Source organism: Lentimicrobiaceae bacterium (genome assembly GCA_028697555.1).
GTDB lineage: Bacteria > Bacteroidota > Bacteroidia > Bacteroidales > UBA4417 > UBA4417.
This window is the reverse complement of the sequence record JAQVEX010000049.1, coordinates 1-18786: the sequence shown is the minus strand read 5'-3', so window position 1 is coordinate 18786 and position 18786 is coordinate 1. Positions and strand designations below refer to the sequence as shown.

Below are 18786 nucleotides of genomic sequence, written 5' to 3'. Positions count from 1 at the left end.
CAATTTACGCAAATAAACAATTAAATGTTAAAGACGACTCATACGGCTTGTATAAGTACTCTGATTGGCTACCTGTCAGAAGGTTTTTAGAAGGTTCGTCTGCACCTGTTACATTTAAAAGTGAAGGTTTGGCAAATTATTTAGGACTACCTAATTTATATATAGTATTTAGTGGTTGGTTCCCGAAAATAGGAGCAAAAATGCCAACTTGCTCTTTTAAAGAAACTGAGGTATATCCCGTTTGTTCTCGAATAGACGATTCTGTTAAAGATAAAATAATGGTTGTTGCTTCGGCGGGAAATACTGCTCGCTCGTTTGCAAAAGTGTGTTCCGACAACAATATCCCATTGCTTTTGTGCATGCCTTACTCACGTATAGAAGCATTATGGTTCGACAAACCGCTAAATCCTTGCGTTAAATTAATATGTACTCCCGAAGGAACAGACTACTACGACGCTATCTTTTTATCAGAAGAAGTCTGCAAAAATGAAATGTTCTATGCTGAGGGAGGCGCTAAAAATGTTGCGCGTAGAGACGGTATGGCTACAACCATGCTTTCGGCAGTTACTCATATTGGTAAAATACCCGATTATTATTTTCAGGCAATAGGCAGCGGAACTGGTGCTGTAGCTGCTTGGGAAGCAAATTTGCGTTTTATCGAAGATGGCAGATTCGGTTCTAATAAAACCAAGTTGATGCTTTCTCAAAATATACCTTTCACGCCCATGTATGATGCATGGAAGAAGAGGTCTAGACAAATCCCTGAAATTATACCCGAAGTAGCGAGACTTCAAGTTAGCCAAATTTTCTCTAAGGTATTATCAAATAGAAAACCGCCATATGGTGTGCCGGGCGGATTGTTTGATGCAATGGTTGACACTTCCGGCGAAATGTTCGCAGTAACTAACGAACAAGCTATTGAGGCATCAGAGCTATATGAAAAATACGAAGGAATTGATATACACCCCGCAGCAGCTGTTGCATTGGCTTCTCTCATAGATGCTAAAAACAAAAATTTGATAGATACAAATAAAAACATTCTTCTTAACGTAACCGGAGGAGGTGAAAAACTGTATTTTGCAGACCACAATAACAAATTAAGCTACCTTAAACCAAGATTTGTTCTCAATAACCCAAGCGAGATTGATGAAGTAGTAAATAAATTAATTTACGAATTTTCAATGCTGTAAAAAATACGGCTTTGTCTATAATTTTATTTTGGCATATTTTTTTGCTAATATGCCATTTTTCATTTTAATTATATTTGAATAGAAATGTAACTTGGCTTTTTTTTTAGTTGTTTTTTTAATTCGATAAACTTTTATTGAATTTTTTTTGCTTTTTTGTTAAAAAAATGAGTTAAAGATTATTAACTTAAAAAAATTTTTAACCAAGTATGTTTTATTATTGAAAAAATATTAATTTTACAATTACAAGAGATTAATAAACTATTAATTGCTACGCTAAACAGTGTTTTACAAAGGTTATTAATAGATAAATTAAAAAAAATCACTTGCGAAAAAATGAAAAAAAAATAGCAAATGTCTGTAGGTCTCAAATTTGGAAAATGAGTTCAAAAATGGGAATACTTGGTGTTTTACAGCAATGTTTTGATTATCAGGCACTTTGTTATATATTATATAAATGGGATTAAAAATATATAGATATTTAAATATAAAAATATAATAGAGTTATAATAGATAATGAAAAGACTATTACTATCGTTTTTATTACTTATTATGCTTATGTCAGCTGCACGGCTAAGCTATTCACAGTGTAATATCACTATTACGCAGCCCGGTCAGCTATATGTTACAATTAGCGGAACCACCACTATTTGTAGCGGTAGCACTGCAATTATTACAGTTGTACTTGAAGGAGGTACACAACCTTGGCTTATTTCATATCCGGGTTTAGGACTTCCAGATGAAGAAATTTATGATACCGACGGAACTAATGATAGCATATTTGTTCACACGTTTACCACTCCTGTGTTAACGCAAACTACTATATTCGATTCGACAAATGTTGTTGTAACCGATCCCAATAATTGTGTGGCTTATTATAATTCAAGTTCGGCTATTGTTACGGTTAATCCGCAAGCATTCGTCGATGCAGGTATGGACGCATCCATGTGTGATGCCGATGGTGCCTACGCAATATCAGGAGCTAGTGCAAGTAATACAACTTCCTTGAAGTGGACAAGCAGTGGCGACGGTAGCTTTGACGATAATACCGTATTGAACCCTGTTTACATACCAGGACCAGGCGATATAGCCTCAGGTAGTGTAGTATTAACCCTAACAGGTATAGGCATTTCACCGTGTCCAAGTGCAGCTGATGATATGATTCTGTTTATTAGTCGTATGCCGGTGGTTGTAGCAGGTACCGATGCAAAAATATGTAACAATACATCCTACACTGTCTATGATGCTAGGGTTACAAACACATCTCAATACATATGGACACATGATGGTCGAGGAACTTTAACCGGAGAAAATACATTAACACCAACATATATCCCAGCGTCGACTGAATCGGGTATTGTAACGCTAACTTTAACAGCTGTTGGAGAAGAACCTTGGGGAACTGTTAGCGACCAAATGCAGATTGTTATATATCCTGCTGTCAGTGCTAGTGCCGGTGATAACATGTTTGTTTGTGTGGAAATCAGCAATATGCTAAAAGGAATTGTAATTTCAGGATCCAGTGCTGAAAATTATTCTGCCATAAAGTGGGTAACCACAGGAACAGGTTACTTTATTGACGCTTCATTAGTTAATCCAATATACAATCCTAGTATTGCCGATATAGAGAACGGTATGGTAACTTTAATTATGAATGTATATGGTATAGCACCTTGTAGCAATTTTACAGACTCAATTACTATTTTCTTTAGCAAGTCTCCTGTTGCCTTTGCCGGTAGTGATACTTCATTCTGTCAGGGCAGTTCTTATAAAGTTACAGACGCAACAGCAAGTAATTATTCTTCAATTGTTTGGTTGTTACAACCTCAAGAAGCTGGAGTATTAATTGATGGCAATACCTTACAGCCCACATTCATAGGCAATGCTAATTACTCAGGAACGGCAACATTGATGTTAATTGTTCAAGGAGAAGGAGCATGTTCGGGTGATGTTGCTACGTCAACAATGCAAATAACTGTTTACCCGGGTGTAATTGTTGATGCCGGCGAAGATCAGCTTGTTAAATTGGGTACATCAACCATGTTAAACGGAAAGGTATCGGGTGGCTCGGGTTTTTATTCTTTAAATTGGACTCCAAGTGGATTGATAGATGACAATACTATCTATAACCCGACTACAACTCCTATATTAGCTAATACAACCTACATTCTTACCGCATTAGATTTGCATACAGGTTGTATGGGTAACGACGAGGTAGTTATATATGTAGATACTACTAATAGACCTCCTATTGCAATTGATGATTATGATACTACCTTCGTAGATGTTCCAATTACTATAGTTGTATTGAATAATGATAGTGATCCTGATGGAGATATGTTGACTGTAACGTCAATATGTGCAAATCCTTTACACGGAACAGTTGTAATAAATCCTGATAACACAATTACATATACTCCTAAACCGGGATATGTCGGTAACGACCAATTCTGTTACACAATTTGCGATGATGGAAATCCCGCTTTATGTTCAAGTGCTGTGGTATATATTACAATAGAAGATTTGGTTGTTTACAATTTGCTAACAGGCGACGGAGACGGTTTAAACGATTATTGGCATATTAGAGGAATTGAAATGTATCCTGATAATAAGGTACAAGTATTCAACCGCTGGGGAGATAAAGTTATAGAACTTGACAACTACGACAATGCCAATGTTAAATGGAGAGGAACTAATGAATATAACAAACCTTTGCCAGACGGTACTTACTATTATATAATAGACCTTAAAGCTAGAGGTAAGCAATCAGGTTGGGTGTATGTAAGAAACGTAGCAAAATAATATGATACAAGGCTTTGATAAAATATATAAACTTTGTAAAATAAATAAATAATTATGAAGAAGTTAATATTATTACTGGCAATTCTGGGTGTAACAAGCTTATATGCTCAACAAGACCCATTATTTAGCCAGTACATGTTTAACAAGTTGGCTATAAATCCAGGATATGCAGGAAGTCGAGAAGCTTTAAGTGCAGATATTTTATACAGATATCAATGGGTTAATATAGATGGAGCTCCCAAAACTCTAAGCGCATCGCTACATTCTCCCCTCAGAAATCAGCATATCGGGTTGGGTATTACTGCCTATAACGATAGAATTGGTCCTACTAATATGACCGGTTCTTTCGGAACATTTGCTTATAGGATATTTTTCCCCAAATCAACGTTAAGTTTCGGACTACAGTTAGGCATGAGATATTCCAATATAGACAAATCCAGATTTGTTGTTTATAACGAAAATGACCCTTATATACTTTACGAACAAGTAGAGGAACTTGCACCTGATGCTAATTTCGGTATATATTATTATTCAGACAGATATTATTTGGGTATTTCTTCAAAGCAATTGTTCGGTAATACAATAATTACTGTCAATTTAGGTCAGGAGGGGCAAGATAAACAGTTTTACAGACTTGCTCAGCATTTTTATGGAATGGCAGGTTTGGCTATACCGATTTCCAATGAAATTACGTTTCGCCCAAGCATATTAGCTAAATTTACACCTAATGCACCGGCACAATTAGATTTTAACGCAAGTTTTCTGTTCAGTGAATTGTTGTGGATTGGCGCATCATTCCGCACCGAAAAGGCATTTTCTGTTATTTCGGAGCTATATGTTACAAATAATATGAAAATTGGATACTCTTACGATATTTGGCTTAATGAATTAAAAGTGTTGAATAAAGGTTCTCACGAAATACGTTTAAGCGTTGACATTAACGTTGTTAACAGCAGAATGCGTACACCGAGATATTTCTAAAAATAGATGTTTTTACAATTTTAATGTTTAATTTAGCAGTGAGTCCTATATTACTTAAATAAAAAATAATACAAATGAAAAAAATTATTTTTACCATAATTGTAATTTCATTCTTACCTGCATTGGTTCTGGGACAATCGTTGAAACGAGTTCAAAAACTAATGAATAGATATCAATTTGATGAAGCTATTACTTTATTAAAAAGAGCAGTTGCTGATGAAGATAAGCAAAAAGAGGCTACTCTTTTGTTAGCTCAGTGCTACAAAGCTCAAAATGACATTTATAATGCCAAGGCGTGGTACGAAAAAGCTGTAAAATTAGATAATGTTTCTCCTGAAACTATCTACGAATATGGTATTTCACTTCAAAAAGTAGGAGAGTACAATAAAGCAAAATTAGTTTTTGAAGATTTTTTAAAGCGAAAGCCGAATGACGAGTTAGGCTTATTAAAGTTGGAATCGTGTAATAAAGTTCTTACTACATGGTCGGATTTGGAGCCTATTTATAGTGTAAAACATGTTGATAATCTGAATACCGTTGCCAGCGATTTTAGTCCTATTATTTACGATAATTCGATAGTATTTGCATCCGACAGATACGATAAAATTGATGGTTCTTCCAAGTATGGATGGACAGGAAGAGGCTATCTAAAACTTTTTAAATCACATCCTAAGAAAATGGGCGATTTTGCCGGAGAATTGAGCGATGCAAAATTGTTTGATCATAAGTTTCATCAAAAGTTTCACGACGGACCAATATGCTTCAGTAACGATAATAAAATGGTCTTCATAACTCGTTCGTACAGAGACAAAGCAATGAAAGTTGACAACTATAAAACTAATATGTTGAAACTTTTTTATTCAGAGAAAGATAACGATGGCAAATGGGAAAAGTTTGAACCTTTTTACTTAAACAGCAAGGAATATTCAGTCGGTCATGCCGCCTTATCTATAAATAGCGATACTTTATATTTTGTTTCCGATATGCCAAATGGATATGGTGGAACCGATATTTGGATGTGCATAAAAACCAATGATGGTTGGGGCGAAGCTATAAATTTAGGGGAAAAGATTAATACCCCTGAAAATGAAATGTTTCCTGTAGTTGGAGATGATGGCTACTTGTACTTCTCAAGTGAGGGTTTGCCAGGTTGGGGAGGATTGGATATTTTCAGAACCGGCTTAGTTGATAATCAATGGACAGATCCTGAAAATTTGTTGCCACCATTAAATTCATCTGCCGACGACTTTGCAATGGCTTTTGTTCCCGATTCTAAAACAGGTTTCTTTTCTTCAAATAGGATAGGAGGTAAAGGCAATGATGATATTTACTATTTTGTAGAATTAGAAAAAGAAGTTAAAGAACCCGAAGTTGTGCCTGAGCCGGAACCTGTCATATATTACCTAGCAGGTGTTGTTAAAGATAAAGTTACAAATGAGTTACTCGAAAATGCTACGGTATTCCTTTATAATCCTTTTACAGGAAAAGTTAGGGTTATAAAAACCGATGCCAAGGGTGTATACAAAACAATTGTTGAACCTAATACAAAGTATATAGCTAAAGCTATGAAACCGACCTATATATCAGATTGTATATCTATCGAAATAGGTGAAATGCTGCCCGGCTCTATAAATGAAACACCAATGGCATTGCGTTTAGATAAGTTAGACTTAGATAGAATTTTTACTATAGATAATATTTATTACGATTTTGATAAGTATAATATCAGAGAAGACGCTAAACCCCAACTTGATAAACTTGTTAAAATTATGTTGGAAAACCCTGTTAATGTTGAGTTGGGCTCACATACAGATAGTAGAGGTACTCACAAGTACAATGAAAGATTGTCGCAAAACAGAGCTAATTCAGCGGTTGAATATATAATTTCTAAAGGAATTAATGCAGAAAGAATTACTGCCAAAGGTTACGGCGAAACTAAACTTGTTAACAAGTGTGCCGACGGAGTTCCATGTACTAAAGAAGAACACCAAATGAACAGACGTACCGAGTTTAAAGTAACAGAATATACAAAGCCGCAAATGCAAATAGGGCAGTTCAATCCCGATGCATTCCACGACGGCGAAGATATAGATATTCGCTCATTGCCAAGTGATTTCTACAGCGATTGCGAATAATGCTATTTTTTTTCATTATTTTAAAATATGCCATTTGTTTACAAGTGGCATATTTTTTGTATTTTTGCAGAAGAATATATTGACACTTGGGGTTGACTTGGATTTGACAGCAATGTCAGTGGCATTATAAGCATGTCGGGGATTTGTGTAGATAGCCCGTTAAAACTAAATACATAAGCCAATAATAAATGGCAACAATTACAATTTTTCATTGGCCGCTTAGTTAAATAACTAACCCGCCTTTTGTCCGACTAGTAGCCCTTTCTTCCGGCGACTTTTTACGGGCATCGCAAAAGGAAGAATAAGACTTCAATTTTCCGACTTGGAGTACGAAAAGTTAAGGAATAAGTTTATTATTGGGTCGCTTTTTCCCTGTAATATCCCGACAATCAATTAAAAGATAAACATGTAGAAAGTAATTCTGCTGGTTGTTTGGACGCGGGTTCGAATCCCGCCAGCTCCACATCTTTGGTGATTAGTGATTGGTGGTCAGTGACTGGTGTCCCGAAGTTTCGGGACGAGTTGCGGGGTGTATAGAAGTTTCGGGATTAACTCCTAACTCGGAACTCCAGACTCCAAACTCAGAACTATCAATACACCCATCACCCATCACCCATCACCCATCACCATTCACTACTTCACTATAGTCAACTCATCAATAATACGCGTTGCACCGGCAAATTTATCTATAATAAATAAGCAGTATCTGATATCTACCGAAATATTTCTGCAAAGATTAATATCGTATTTTATATCGCTCATTGTGCCTTCCCAACAACGGTCGAAGTTGAGACCTATAAGTTGTCCGTCTGCATTAAAGACAGGACTTCCGCTATTCCCGCCGGTTGTGTGGTTGCTGGCAATAAATCCGACGTGTAGCGTACCGTCTTTGTCGGCATACTGACCGTAATCTTTTTTATAATAAAGCTCTTTCAACTTCGGATCGACGTAGTAGTCGCTTATTTCCGGATTTTCTTTCTGAATAATTCCGTCTAAGGTGGTAAACCAATTGTATTTAACTCCATCGGCTGGATGAAAAGGTAAAATGTTTCCGTATCCAACTCTTAGAGTAAAGTTTGCATCGGGATAAAACCTTTTGTCGGGCTGCATTTCAAGCTGAGCCGCCATGTAGTGATTTTGTAAGCTGTCAAACTTTGAATAAAAGCTCAATAATTCGGGAACAATTTCATAGTTATAGTACCTTATAATCTCGCTACCTAATAGATATGCAGGGTCTTTATGCAAATTTCTAATCAGTTTTTTGTTGCCTGAATTTAACATATCAAATATTTTACTTGAATCGGCAAAAATGGTTTTTGAATATATTGAATTTGACCACCTATCCGAATTTTTGTTTTTCTCGTAGTTGCTTGTAATATATTTAGATTGCAAGTTTTGCGGACAATTGCTTATGTATTCATCTATCATAGCAACAAATAAATTTTTATCAACATCGACATTATAATCTTTATAGAAATTCGTTGCGTATTTCGATAATCTGGCTAGTAGTACATTGTAGGCAGAGTCGGAGGTGTTTTTGTCTTGCGCAGCTTCTATAAGCGATTTGAAATTCGCTGCAAATCTTAATATTTCTATTCCAAGAAGTCCGTCGCGGTAGTAAGACATATTGTTCAAATGACTTCCATATTTATTGTAAAGTTTATCGTATTCGGGTAATAGATTTTTGTATTTCGGAGCGTTTTGTTCCGCCCATTTGGTAAATTCTTTCTCAAAACTGATTTTTTCTTCAATGCCTTTAGTTATTCTAATTCCCCTACTTTCGCCAATCATTTTTTTCCATCCGTTGGCTATTCCCGCCGATTTGCTAGCGTATTGTATTTTTATCAAAGGGTCGTTGTTTCTGGCTTTTTCTATGACGTCAATTTTCTTTCCCCTAAGGTGAATGGAAATTGGGTTAAATCCGTTGACAATTTGATCAACGGCAACAGCCGGAATATATTCTCTGGTACTGCCCGGGAATCCGAATATAAAAACAAAATCGTTTTCTTCAATTCCTTTTAATGAAATGGTAAGATGTTTGTTCGGTTTAAACGGAACATTGTCTTTACTGTATTCGGCTGGCTCATTATTTTCGTCGGCATAAATTCTAAAAACTGCAAAGTCGCCTGTGTGTCGGGGCCACATCCAATTATCGACGTCGCCACCAAATTTGCCTATATTTGATGGTGGAGCACCAACAAGTCTGACGTCGGTATATTTTTTATATACTATCAAGAAGTATTGATTGCCGTAGTAAAAAGATTCAACTTCGGCGTAGGTATTTGGTTTTAGGTCTGTGTTTTCGATAATATTTTTAGAATTTTTTTCTATCAATTTTTCTTTTTCGTCCATACTCATATTATCGGTAACGTCTTTCAGTACTTGTTCGGTAACATCTTCCATGCTGACAAAGAAAGTAACCGATAGTCCTGGGTTAGGAAGTTCTTCCTCAAACGAATTAGCCCAAAATCCGTTGGAAAGATAGTCGTTTTCTAAAGTGCTGTGTTTTTGTATGTTTCCGTAGCCACAATGGTGATTAGTAAAAATCAATCCTTTGTCGGACACGACTTCGCCTGTACAACCGCCGCCGAAAATAACGATAGCATCTTTAAGGCTTGATTTATTCACGCTGTAAATATCTTCAGCACTAATACGCATGCCCATACTTTTCATTTCTTTTTCGTTAAGTTGCTGCAAAAGAATAGGCAACCACATGCCTTCGTCGGCTTTGGCAGTTATATTAATGATGAATATTAAACTCAGTATAATTGTAATTTTTCTCATAGTTTTTTTAGTTAAAAGTTAAAAAAAACTCCCAAATGTGATTGGTCGCAGATGGGAGTTTGTAATAAAAATTTAATTACTTCGCCGCAATGGTTTCTATTTCTATCATAACAGCCATTGGTAGTTTGGCGACAGCAAAAGCAGCCCTAGCAGGTGGATCAACTTTGTAGTATGTTCCGTAAATTTCGTTAACAGTCGAAAAGTCATTCATATCGCTTAACAAACAAGTAGATTTAATAACATCGCTGAAGGTATAACCGGCTTCTTTAAGAATAGCTCCGATGTTTTCCATAACTTGTTTTGTTTGTTCAACAATGCCGCCTTCAACAAGTTTACCTGTTTTGGGGTCGATTGGGATTTGTCCCGAAATAAATAACATTCCGTTTGCTTCAACAGCTTGGCTGTAAGGACCTACCGCTTTGGGTGCATTTTCTGTACTAATAATTCTTTTCATATATTTATGTATTTGTAGTTTATGTTAAATATGCTTCAAAGGTATTAAAAATTTTACAAATAAAAAGTTAAACTTTTTTATAGTTGCAGGTTGTCTCTAAAATCTTTTTTCCGAGTAAGTTTTAAATCTTGCAGCAGTGCAGATTTAGCATTAATTTGGAAGTTCCAGCTTTTGAGCTGTCCATAGGGTATCCAGTTGAACCTGATTTCCCAACAGTGCAGGTCGCGATAAATATTTAGCTGTGTAAATGTAAAATCCATAGTTTGCAGGTCGTAGCCGGTATTAACTGTAACTTTCCATTTTTTGGTAATGCTAATATCGCCCGTAACGTTTAATGTTTGCACAAAACGTTTGTTAAAAGTATTTGTAGCCGCCGAATAAGTGTTAGTAAAGCCGAGCCTGTAATCAAATCTGAGCGACCAAGGATTGTTCCAATCGATATAGTTTTGGGGATTTGTTCGTATGTCCTGCATTTCGGCTTGATTGCTTTGGTTAATGTTGCCAACATTCCGATTAGATGATTTCTGTCGGGGTTTCAGGTCGTAGCTAAAATTAACGTTCCAGCTTGATTGCATAAAACGAGCTAATCTTTTATCGACTTGATACTGAAAACGGTTTATTTGTCGTCCTAATGAATCGGTTGCGTATAAATCGTAGGCACTATTGAACGAAATGCGTATTTTATCGAATAGAGTAGTGTTTGCCGTAATTTGAATAGGAGCCCAGTTTAGTGAGTCTTTTGCCAAGTTGTAGCTGGTGTTTATCGATAGGTTCTCAATAAGTTTAACCTTTTTAGTACCGGTAACTGTATCATTTTTTGAGCGAACTTTAATTTCCAAAGAATTTTTCAATCCAAAATTAATATTACCATTTTCTTGATAACCCGGAACTCCAAACAAAGGTGTAAAACTTCCTGCACCGCCGAATACAGAATATTTTTCCATTTCGCCTTCCTGATTTTTTTGAACGGTTTTGTAATAACCTAATTTTTCCTTACTAAAATCGGGGGTGTACGAAAATCCTACCGAAGGATAAACAACATGTCTGATTGCTCTTAAAAAGCCTTTTGAAAACTGTTTCATTCCGTAAACTGTGGTAGATACAGACGATGACAAATTATAATCGCGTGCAGCTTTAAAGCCTGATATTGTATCAACGGATACGTAGCCTGGTATTGTGTCGTTGCCGATTACACTTTGTTCATGCCAAGTTTTGTTAATGCTTTTAGTGTACCATCTTTCGGTGTAGTTGGCTGTATTCGACCAAGAAAAGTATTTAAAAATTTTGAAAGTGGCATTTATAGGTATTGTATGTTTAGCACCGTTTTGCATATATTCAAGCACTTCAGGTCTGAGCATAATGCTATCGGGAGCGTTTATTTCGTTACGCATATCGAAGTTGTACGCTATACTGATTTTTTCGTACCATTTGGCTTTTCCTGTAGCTATTTTTTTCTTTAAAGGGTACATTCGGTTTACACTGAATGAAACTTCGGGCAGGGTAAGCGACATAGACTTTGTTGATACGTTTTGGTTGTGTCGTGCACCGGTTGTCAGGTTACCCCACGAGCCCAATTGTAACGAGTAAGCCAAACTGGAAGCAAAGTTGTTGTTCAAGTAATCGTTTACAGTTGATGGGTTATACTGATTGTACGAACTTGAACCTGCTTTCACGCTTGCCGAAAACACGGAATTAGGACTTGCTTTTGGGTCTTGTCGGTGACTCCAGTTTATGAAAAAGTCGGTTTTCTTACTATAATCGGAAGTGCCTTTAACGCCCAATACTGTAACTGCGTAGTTGAAATTAAAACTTCCCGAATATTTATATCTTTTTTTATAATTCATTTTAGGCTTAAGAGCCCAACTGCCTCTTGTGTAGATGTCGCCAACAAGTGTTAAATCTAAGTAATCGTTTATGCCCCAGTAATAACCGCCGTTTTCTAAAAAGAAACCCCTGTTTGCCGATTCGCCGTACTGAGGAATAATCAAACCCGAACTTCTACCTTTTTTGTTCGGAAAGAGTCCAAAAGGCAAAGCCAAAGGTAAGGGAACTTCTTCAACTTCAATATATGCAGGTCCGGTAACAATTTTGTTGTTGGCAATAACCTTAGCTTTTGTATATCTTAATGCAAAGTGAGGATTTTCCCTTAAATTACAAGTTGTATATAGCCCTTTTCCAATGTTGGTAACATCTTGGCTGACCTTTTTTACAACAGTTCCATGTATGTAGCCGTCGCCTTCGGTCATAATAACATTTTTAATCAAACCTTTTTCGGAGTCGAAATTATAAGAAAGCTCATTCGATTTGAATTTCAAGTCACCTTTCTTAAAATCCGGGATTCCAATTTCGTTTCCGGTTGAGTCAAATCCGCAAGTGGCGTACAAAGTATTTGTCTTAAAGTCAATCATAATTTGATGTGCGGTCAAATCTAAATCTTCGTATTTTACGTTGGCATTACCATACAGCCACATTTTTTCGTTGGTCAGATCCATGAAGCTCGAATCATCACTATTGTACGTAATTATTGAGCTCAACTTAAACTTATCATCTTTTTTAGATAAAATTACAGAGTCGTTGGTTATGCTTACTGAATCGTTAACTATATTTATGGAATCGTTGGTTAGTCCTACAGAATCAATAAGAGTGGAATCGGAAAGCAAAAATAAATTGCTAAAATTATTAACAACGGCATAATTTTCGATATTAAAAAGAAAGATAAATACCAATAAACACAAAAAAGATTGTAATTTTGTTACAAAACTTTTTGTAGCAGATTTAATTGTATTTATTTTATAAGAAAGACTATGCAATTTAAATATGCGTTTAAACTATATAACGGTGCAAAATTAAAAAAATGATAAATGTACGAGTAAAATATAAGTTATTATTATTGTTATTTGCATTAATTATGTTGCCGAGTACGGTGTTTCCGCAACGTGTAAACAAGGTTGTTATAGATGCCGGTCATGGTGGTAAAGACCCGGGAGCAGTAGGTAAAAATTCTAGAGAGAAAGATATAACTCTGGCAATAGCTTTAAAGCTCAGAGATGCTATCAACAAAGAACTTCCCGAGGTTGAAACGATATTAACTCGTTCAAAAGATGTTTTTGTTGAGTTGCATAGGCGAGCAAAAATTGCCAACAACAGTAAAGCCGACCTTTTTATTTCCATACATTGCAATAGTGCCAAATCAAAAGCAGCACACGGCGTTGAAACTTATGTTATGGGTTTGAAGAAAAGTGCGGCTAATTTAGAAGTAGCGAAATTAGAAAACGCTTCCATTCTTTTGGAAGAAAACTATGTGATGGAGTACGACGGCTTTGACCCTACATCGCCGGAAGGGCACATCTTTTTTAGTATGATACAAAACTCTTTTTTAGATAAAAGTTTGGAATTTGCCGGAAACGTGCAGCACGAGCTTTTGAGTAAAAGTAATTTTCACAATAGGGGTGTTAAGCAAGATGTCTTTTTGGTGCTGTATAAAACGGCAATGCCCGGAGTTTTGATTGAGGTGGGATTTATTAGCAATGCTAATGAGGAAAAATATTTGATGTCGGAAGAAGGACAACAAAAAACAGCCGATGCAATTTGCAAGGCTTTGGTTGATTATTCACATTCGAGGATAAAGAAAATTGAAAACAATTTGGCATCGAATCCTGAAGATAATATTGTTGCCGATACCAGTGTTAGTGGAAAAGCTGATAGTAATGTCAATGTAAATGCAGATGTAAATGCAAACGAAGAAAATATTGTTTACAAGGTGCAGTTTTTAACTTCTTCAAAACGGCTTTCGATGAGCGATAAAAGGTTTAGAAATATTGCCGATGTTAGTTTTTACAAACAACAAAATTTATATAAATATACTTCGGGCAAATATTATACTTTTGGCGAGGCGGAAAAAAGCAGAAAAAACATTGCAAAGTCAGGATATAAAGATGCTTTTGTTGTTGCTTTCAGAGGCGATGAAAGGATTAATATAACTGATGAAATGAAAAAAAGTAGATAAATTGTAAGGTACATCTTTTTTATTAGAATAAAAAACAAATGAAGAAAGGAAAAGAAATTAAAGTTGGAATTATTTCTACATTAGTTATAATAGCTTTTATTTTGGCGATATTTTTTGTTAGGAATTATAACATATTCAAAAAAACCGACAAGTTTTACACGGTTTATTCCGATGCGACCGGACTTACAAGATCAACGCCGCTGGTTTTGAAAGGGATAAATGTAGGACAGGTTATCAGTATTAAGTTTTGCGAAAATAGGACAGATAAAGTTGTAATAAAATTTTATTTAAAAGACAATATAAAAATTCCCGAAGATTCTAAGATATTGCTTCATTCGTCAGATATTTTAGGGTCTAAGAGTTTGCAAATTATATTAGGAAGTTCGAGCAGATATGCGATGTCTGGTGACACTTTGGTTTCGGAAATTGCACTTTCTCTTACTGAAGAGGTTGGTAGTCAGGTTGTTCCGTTTAAACATAAAGCCGAACATTTGATTACAACATTCGATACCACGCTCAGCAATATAAATCAAATTTTAGGTGCAGGCGGCAAGGAAGACTTGATTAATTCTATCAGCAACTTAAATATTGTGTTGGAAAATGCAGCCAATATCAGCAAAAATTTGAATGAATTGGTAGCATCAGAAAAAAGCACATTTGTTGGAGTGATGAATGATTTAAAAACCTTTTCGACTCAATTGTCAAACAATAGCGATAAGATTGATAAAATACTGACCAATATGTCAACTATGGCAGACAGCACTAATGTTGCCAACTTATCGTCGGCTTTGAGCGACTTAAAGCAAACATCGGAAAATTTGAATGATGTGCTAAAAGACATCAATTCCAAAAGCGGAACCTTAGGGAAATTAATATCCGAAGATAGTGTTTACAATAATCTTAGCGAGGCGCTTAAAAATATTGATTCTTTGATTATCGATATAAAAAACAATCCAAACAGATATGTAAATGTTTCTGTTTTTGGCGGAAGGAAGAAATAATTGTTAGGTTTTATTGTGTATATTAAACTTGAAAATAGTGATAATGAATAATACAAGTTATAAGAAAGACATGATTCGTTCGACTATACTGAATAGAACCAATCTTATACTGCTTTTTGTTTTTTGCTTTCTGATTTTTGGTCTCGAAGCTAATAGTCAATCAAAAAGGAGAGGTGTAAGAATATTGAGTTCTAATAAGGGCTTAAGCGATAGCAGACGGGGCGATAATGAGTTGAGAGTTGTTTTTTATAACGTTGAAAATCTTTTTGACCCGTATGATGACACCTTGACAATGGACGAAGAATATACACCAACAGGTATGCGTGGTTGGACTTACGGAAGAATGGTTAGAAAACAAGTAAATTTATCAAAGAGTATAATGGCTATTGGAGGTTTCAGACCACCGGAAATAGTTGGTTTGTGCGAAATAGAAAACCGATTTGTAATTTTAGGACTTTTAAAGGATACACCTTTAAAAAATTTTAATTACAAGATTGTACATCACGAATCGCCTGATACAAGAGGTATTGATGTTGCATTGATTTATTTGCCCGATAAGTTTCAGGTATTGTACGACGAGCCTATACATATTACATTTCCGTTTGAAGAAAACTCAAAAACACGCGACATACTTTATGTAATGGGAAGAGTAAACAGCGGCGACACACTGCATATTTTTGTCAACCACTGGCCCTCAAAATTCGGCGGATTAATGGCTACCACACCCAAGCGTAATCATGTTGCATCTGTTTTGCGAAGCAGGGTCGATTCAATTCTAAATCAAAACATTAATTCAAAAATTCTTATCATGGGCGATTTGAACGATAGCCCTTTTGACGAGAGCGTTAAAGATGTTTTGAAGGCATCTTTAGATTCTACAAATATCGACGATTACGGACTTTACAATACATTGGCAGGTTCGGGAATGAGTTGGGACAGAGGTACAATTAAGTTCAGAGGCGAATGGGAAACTATCGACCATATTATCATTAGTAAGCCGCTTTCAAAAGACGCTCAGGGTTTGAGAGTTAAAAAAATGGGAGCGGTTATTTTTGATGCTCCATTTTTACTTCAGGAAGACAAAACTTTTTTCGGTAAAAAACCGTATAGGACTTATTATGGGTCGCAGTACATAGGAGGTTTCAGCGACCACTTGCCCATATACATCGACTTACATTACTAAAATTGAATTTCATATCCATTTAAAATAACAAGCAATAAAATATGAACAAAAAAAAATCGAAAGGACTTAATATTGCGATATACGTGATAATTGCAGTAATAATTTTCACAGTGGCACTTATATTTCTTCTAAAACCTAATCACAAGCCTAAACCAACAATACGGACAACTACAACTATAAACACAATTGGCAATACTGAATTTAGAAAAGATGGCGAAGTAAGTATTGTTGATAAAGATGATTTGACAGAAAAAGTCCGCATTGAAGTTGAAATTGCCGACAACGACTACGAAAGAGCTCAGGGTTTGATGTATAGAGAACATATGGAAATGAATAGAGGAATGTTGTTTTTTATGGAAAGAGAAGAATATCAAGGTTTTTGGATGAAAAACACTGCTATTCCTTTGGATATTATTTATGTATCATCCGAAAAAATTATTGTCAGCATACACGAAAATTGCGTTCCTTATTCTTTAGAAAATATACCTTCAAAAGCACCGGCTATTACTGTTTTGGAAGTCAATGCCGGATTTGTTGCTAAGTATAATATCAAGGAAGGAGATAGGCTAGTTTTTTAAGAGATTGTTGGCTCTTGGCTCTTGGCTCTTGGCTCTTGGCTCTTGGCTATGCTTAGCTAATGGCTAATGGCTAATAGCCAAAAGCTAAAAAATATCCATCTGTTTTTACATTGTGAATATTAAATTGTTTATCGCCGAGATTTTCTAAAAACTTATTCCAAGCGTCGGCTTTGTAATTTGAAACGGAACTATCTATTATCAGTGTTTTGAAATCAAAATTGTGTATTATTCCCGAAATATCGTAAGGAGCTTTATTGGTCAGTATCAGATAGTCGAGAGTAATAGGCTTGTTGCACTTGTGTAGCTTGTCTTTGCTACTCACTACACCAATTTTCTTGTTGTTGTGGTTTACAAAGTAGTAGTCGTAGTTGTTTAATTTTGAAACTTGCACAAGGTTGTTGCTTTCGACATTATCATTCAATGCAATTTTTTCAACATTTTTGGAATTAAAAAATGCAGTTGTGCCATCTAATGAAAAGTTATTGAAACTAGACGAGTTTAGCACTGCCGAATCGGCAAATACATACTGAGTATTGCCATCAATTAAGCAAAAAGCACTTTTGTATCTATCATTAAAAACATAAAAATGCTGTTGTTTGTCAGTCTTAATGCTACTTACGCCAACACTTGCAAACAAGACAAGACATAAAGCTAATGCCGGAAAAATCAGTTTTCTTTTCTTTTGAATTAGCATTACTGTAAATAGTATGATAATTGCATAAATAACAAGGGTTTCGGGGATTTTTATTGTGTAAATTGAAGATACTGAGTAGGGTAGTGCTTCTACATAAAAAACACCTTTAATCAGTATATTAATTATCCAGTTGGTGATGTAACCAAAAAACATGCTTACGGCTGGTATGAATGAAGTTGCAATTGTGGCTAAGCCCAAGTAAATTATAGGAGCTACCAAAGGTATGGCTATGTAATTGGCAAATAAGAAATAATTTGAAAACTGTTTGAAAAACAAAACAGATAAGGGTGCGGTGGCAATTTGAGCAGATAGTGATACGGATGTGAGTTCCCAAAAGTATATGGCAATCTTATTTTTGGGTCTGAGCAAGCGCTTTATTAAAGGATTCATAAAAACAATACCTATAACAGCGAAGTACGAAAATAGAAATCCCATATTTGTAATTAAAAAAGGATTTACCGATAGTATTACAAATGCAGAAGTAGCAACAGAATTAACCGTATGAGTATTGTTGTTGCTCATTTTGCCTATGGTAACAAAACTAAACATAGTTGCAGCCCTTGATACCGAGGGCGACAATCCGGTTAAAACCGCATAAAACCAAATAGTTAGAAGTATAAATATGGATTTGGACAGGACTGCCCATTTTTTATTTGAATAAATAATTTTTGCCAGAAATGAAGCTACCACAAATATTATCCCCACGTGTAAACCCGATACGCTTAATATGTGCATAACACCGGCTCCCGAAAATGTTTCGTTAATTTCGGGGTCTATTAGGTCTCTTTGTCCGAAAATTAAAGCAGCAGCAATGCCCAACTCTTTTTCATCTAAATTTGCTTTTTTGAGTGTGTTTACAAAGTAGGCTCTCATTTTAGCTGTTAAAAGCAATACCTGACGAGTGTTTTCTACATCGAGAATCTTGTAGTACTCGCTTTTTAAATAACCCTGATGAAAGATGTTTTTGTTTTGTAAATATTT

Annotated in this window: 12 protein-coding genes and 1 other RNA gene; 9 read left to right on the top strand and 4 right to left on the bottom strand. The window is 35.5% G+C overall.

Translation table 11 applies throughout. The features are described from left to right. From PHP31_08165 to ssrA, 5 genes are all read left to right on the top strand, one after another. Window positions 1-1190 (top strand): cysteate synthase (locus PHP31_08165; protein MDD3739249.1); only part of this gene is annotated, 1190 nt, incomplete at its 5' end. 513 nt (window positions 1191-1703) lie between these two features. Beyond that, window positions 1704-3989, top strand: a complete 2286-nt coding sequence (locus PHP31_08160; protein ID MDD3739248.1) for a gliding motility-associated C-terminal domain-containing protein — start codon at window positions 1704-1706, stop codon at window positions 3987-3989. Between the two features lie 54 nt (window positions 3990-4043). Then, on the top strand, window positions 4044-4970 hold the full coding sequence (locus tag PHP31_08155; GenBank protein ID MDD3739247.1) for a type IX secretion system membrane protein PorP/SprF: 927 nt from the start codon (window positions 4044-4046) through the stop codon (window positions 4968-4970). Window positions 4971-5044: 74 nt separating this feature from the next. Beyond that, window positions 5045-7105, top strand: coding sequence for an OmpA family protein (locus PHP31_08150; GenBank protein MDD3739246.1), 2061 nt, complete (start codon window positions 5045-5047; stop codon window positions 7103-7105). Window positions 7106-7193: 88 nt separating this feature from the next. Further along, window positions 7194-7571: a transfer-messenger RNA gene (gene ssrA / locus PHP31_08145) on the top strand. 167 nt (window positions 7572-7738) lie between these two features. Here the strand turns inward: ssrA and PHP31_08140 are convergent. From PHP31_08140 to PHP31_08130, 3 genes are all read right to left on the bottom strand, one after another. Then, a complete protein-coding gene (locus PHP31_08140; protein MDD3739245.1) occupies window positions 7739-9889 on the bottom strand; it encodes a S46 family peptidase in 2151 nt (716 codons plus the stop codon). Between the two features lie 76 nt (window positions 9890-9965). After that, window positions 9966-10343 carry a RidA family protein gene (locus PHP31_08135; GenBank protein MDD3739244.1) on the bottom strand — a complete coding sequence of 126 codons (378 nt, stop codon included), beginning with the start codon at window positions 10341-10343 and terminating at the stop codon, window positions 9966-9968. Window positions 10344-10420: 77 nt separating this feature from the next. After that, entirely contained in the window at window positions 10421-13078 is a 2658-nt protein-coding gene (locus PHP31_08130) for a putative LPS assembly protein LptD (protein MDD3739243.1), read from the bottom strand. 119 nt (window positions 13079-13197) lie between these two features. Here PHP31_08130 and PHP31_08125 point away from each other — a divergent pair, with 119 nt between their 5' ends. The 4 genes from PHP31_08125 to PHP31_08110 are packed head-to-tail and all read left to right on the top strand — an operon-like array spanning window position 13198 to window position 17111. Beyond that, a complete protein-coding gene (locus PHP31_08125) occupies window positions 13198-14349 on the top strand; it encodes an N-acetylmuramoyl-L-alanine amidase (GenBank protein MDD3739242.1) in 1152 nt (383 codons plus the stop codon). Between the two features lie 38 nt (window positions 14350-14387). After that, window positions 14388-15350, top strand: a complete 963-nt coding sequence (locus tag PHP31_08120) for an MlaD family protein (GenBank protein ID MDD3739241.1) — start codon at window positions 14388-14390, stop codon at window positions 15348-15350. Window positions 15351-15393: 43 nt separating this feature from the next. After that, window positions 15394-16533 (top strand): endonuclease, encoded by a 1140-nt coding sequence (locus tag PHP31_08115; protein MDD3739240.1) that lies wholly within the window; start codon window positions 15394-15396, stop codon window positions 16531-16533. A gap of 41 nt (window positions 16534-16574) precedes the next feature. Continuing rightward, the gene (locus PHP31_08110) at window positions 16575-17111 is read left to right on the top strand and encodes a DUF192 domain-containing protein (protein ID MDD3739239.1); all 537 of its coding nucleotides are present in this window, start codon (window positions 16575-16577) and stop codon (window positions 17109-17111) included. Between the two features lie 70 nt (window positions 17112-17181). Here the strand turns inward: PHP31_08110 and PHP31_08105 are convergent. Beyond that, a partial coding sequence (locus tag PHP31_08105) for a ComEC/Rec2 family competence protein (protein ID MDD3739238.1) occupies window positions 17182-18786 on the bottom strand: 1605 nt, incomplete at its 5' end.

Coding starts and splice junctions, on each gene's coding strand:
- PHP31_08115 (MDD3739240.1), top strand. CDS start 15,394: ATGAATAATACAAGTTATAAGAAAGACATGATTCGTTCGACTATACTG.
- PHP31_08140 (MDD3739245.1), bottom strand. CDS start 9,889: ATGAGAAAAATTACAATTATACTGAGTTTAATATTCATCATTAATATA.
- PHP31_08125 (MDD3739242.1), top strand. CDS start 13,198: ATGATAAATGTACGAGTAAAATATAAGTTATTATTATTGTTATTTGCA.
- PHP31_08110 (MDD3739239.1), top strand. CDS start 16,575: ATGAACAAAAAAAAATCGAAAGGACTTAATATTGCGATATACGTGATA.
- PHP31_08160 (MDD3739248.1), top strand. CDS start 1,704: ATGAAAAGACTATTACTATCGTTTTTATTACTTATTATGCTTATGTCA.
- PHP31_08120 (MDD3739241.1), top strand. CDS start 14,388: ATGAAGAAAGGAAAAGAAATTAAAGTTGGAATTATTTCTACATTAGTT.
- PHP31_08135 (MDD3739244.1), bottom strand. CDS start 10,343: ATGAAAAGAATTATTAGTACAGAAAATGCACCCAAAGCGGTAGGTCCT.
- PHP31_08150 (MDD3739246.1), top strand. CDS start 5,045: ATGAAAAAAATTATTTTTACCATAATTGTAATTTCATTCTTACCTGCA.
- PHP31_08155 (MDD3739247.1), top strand. CDS start 4,044: ATGAAGAAGTTAATATTATTACTGGCAATTCTGGGTGTAACAAGCTTA.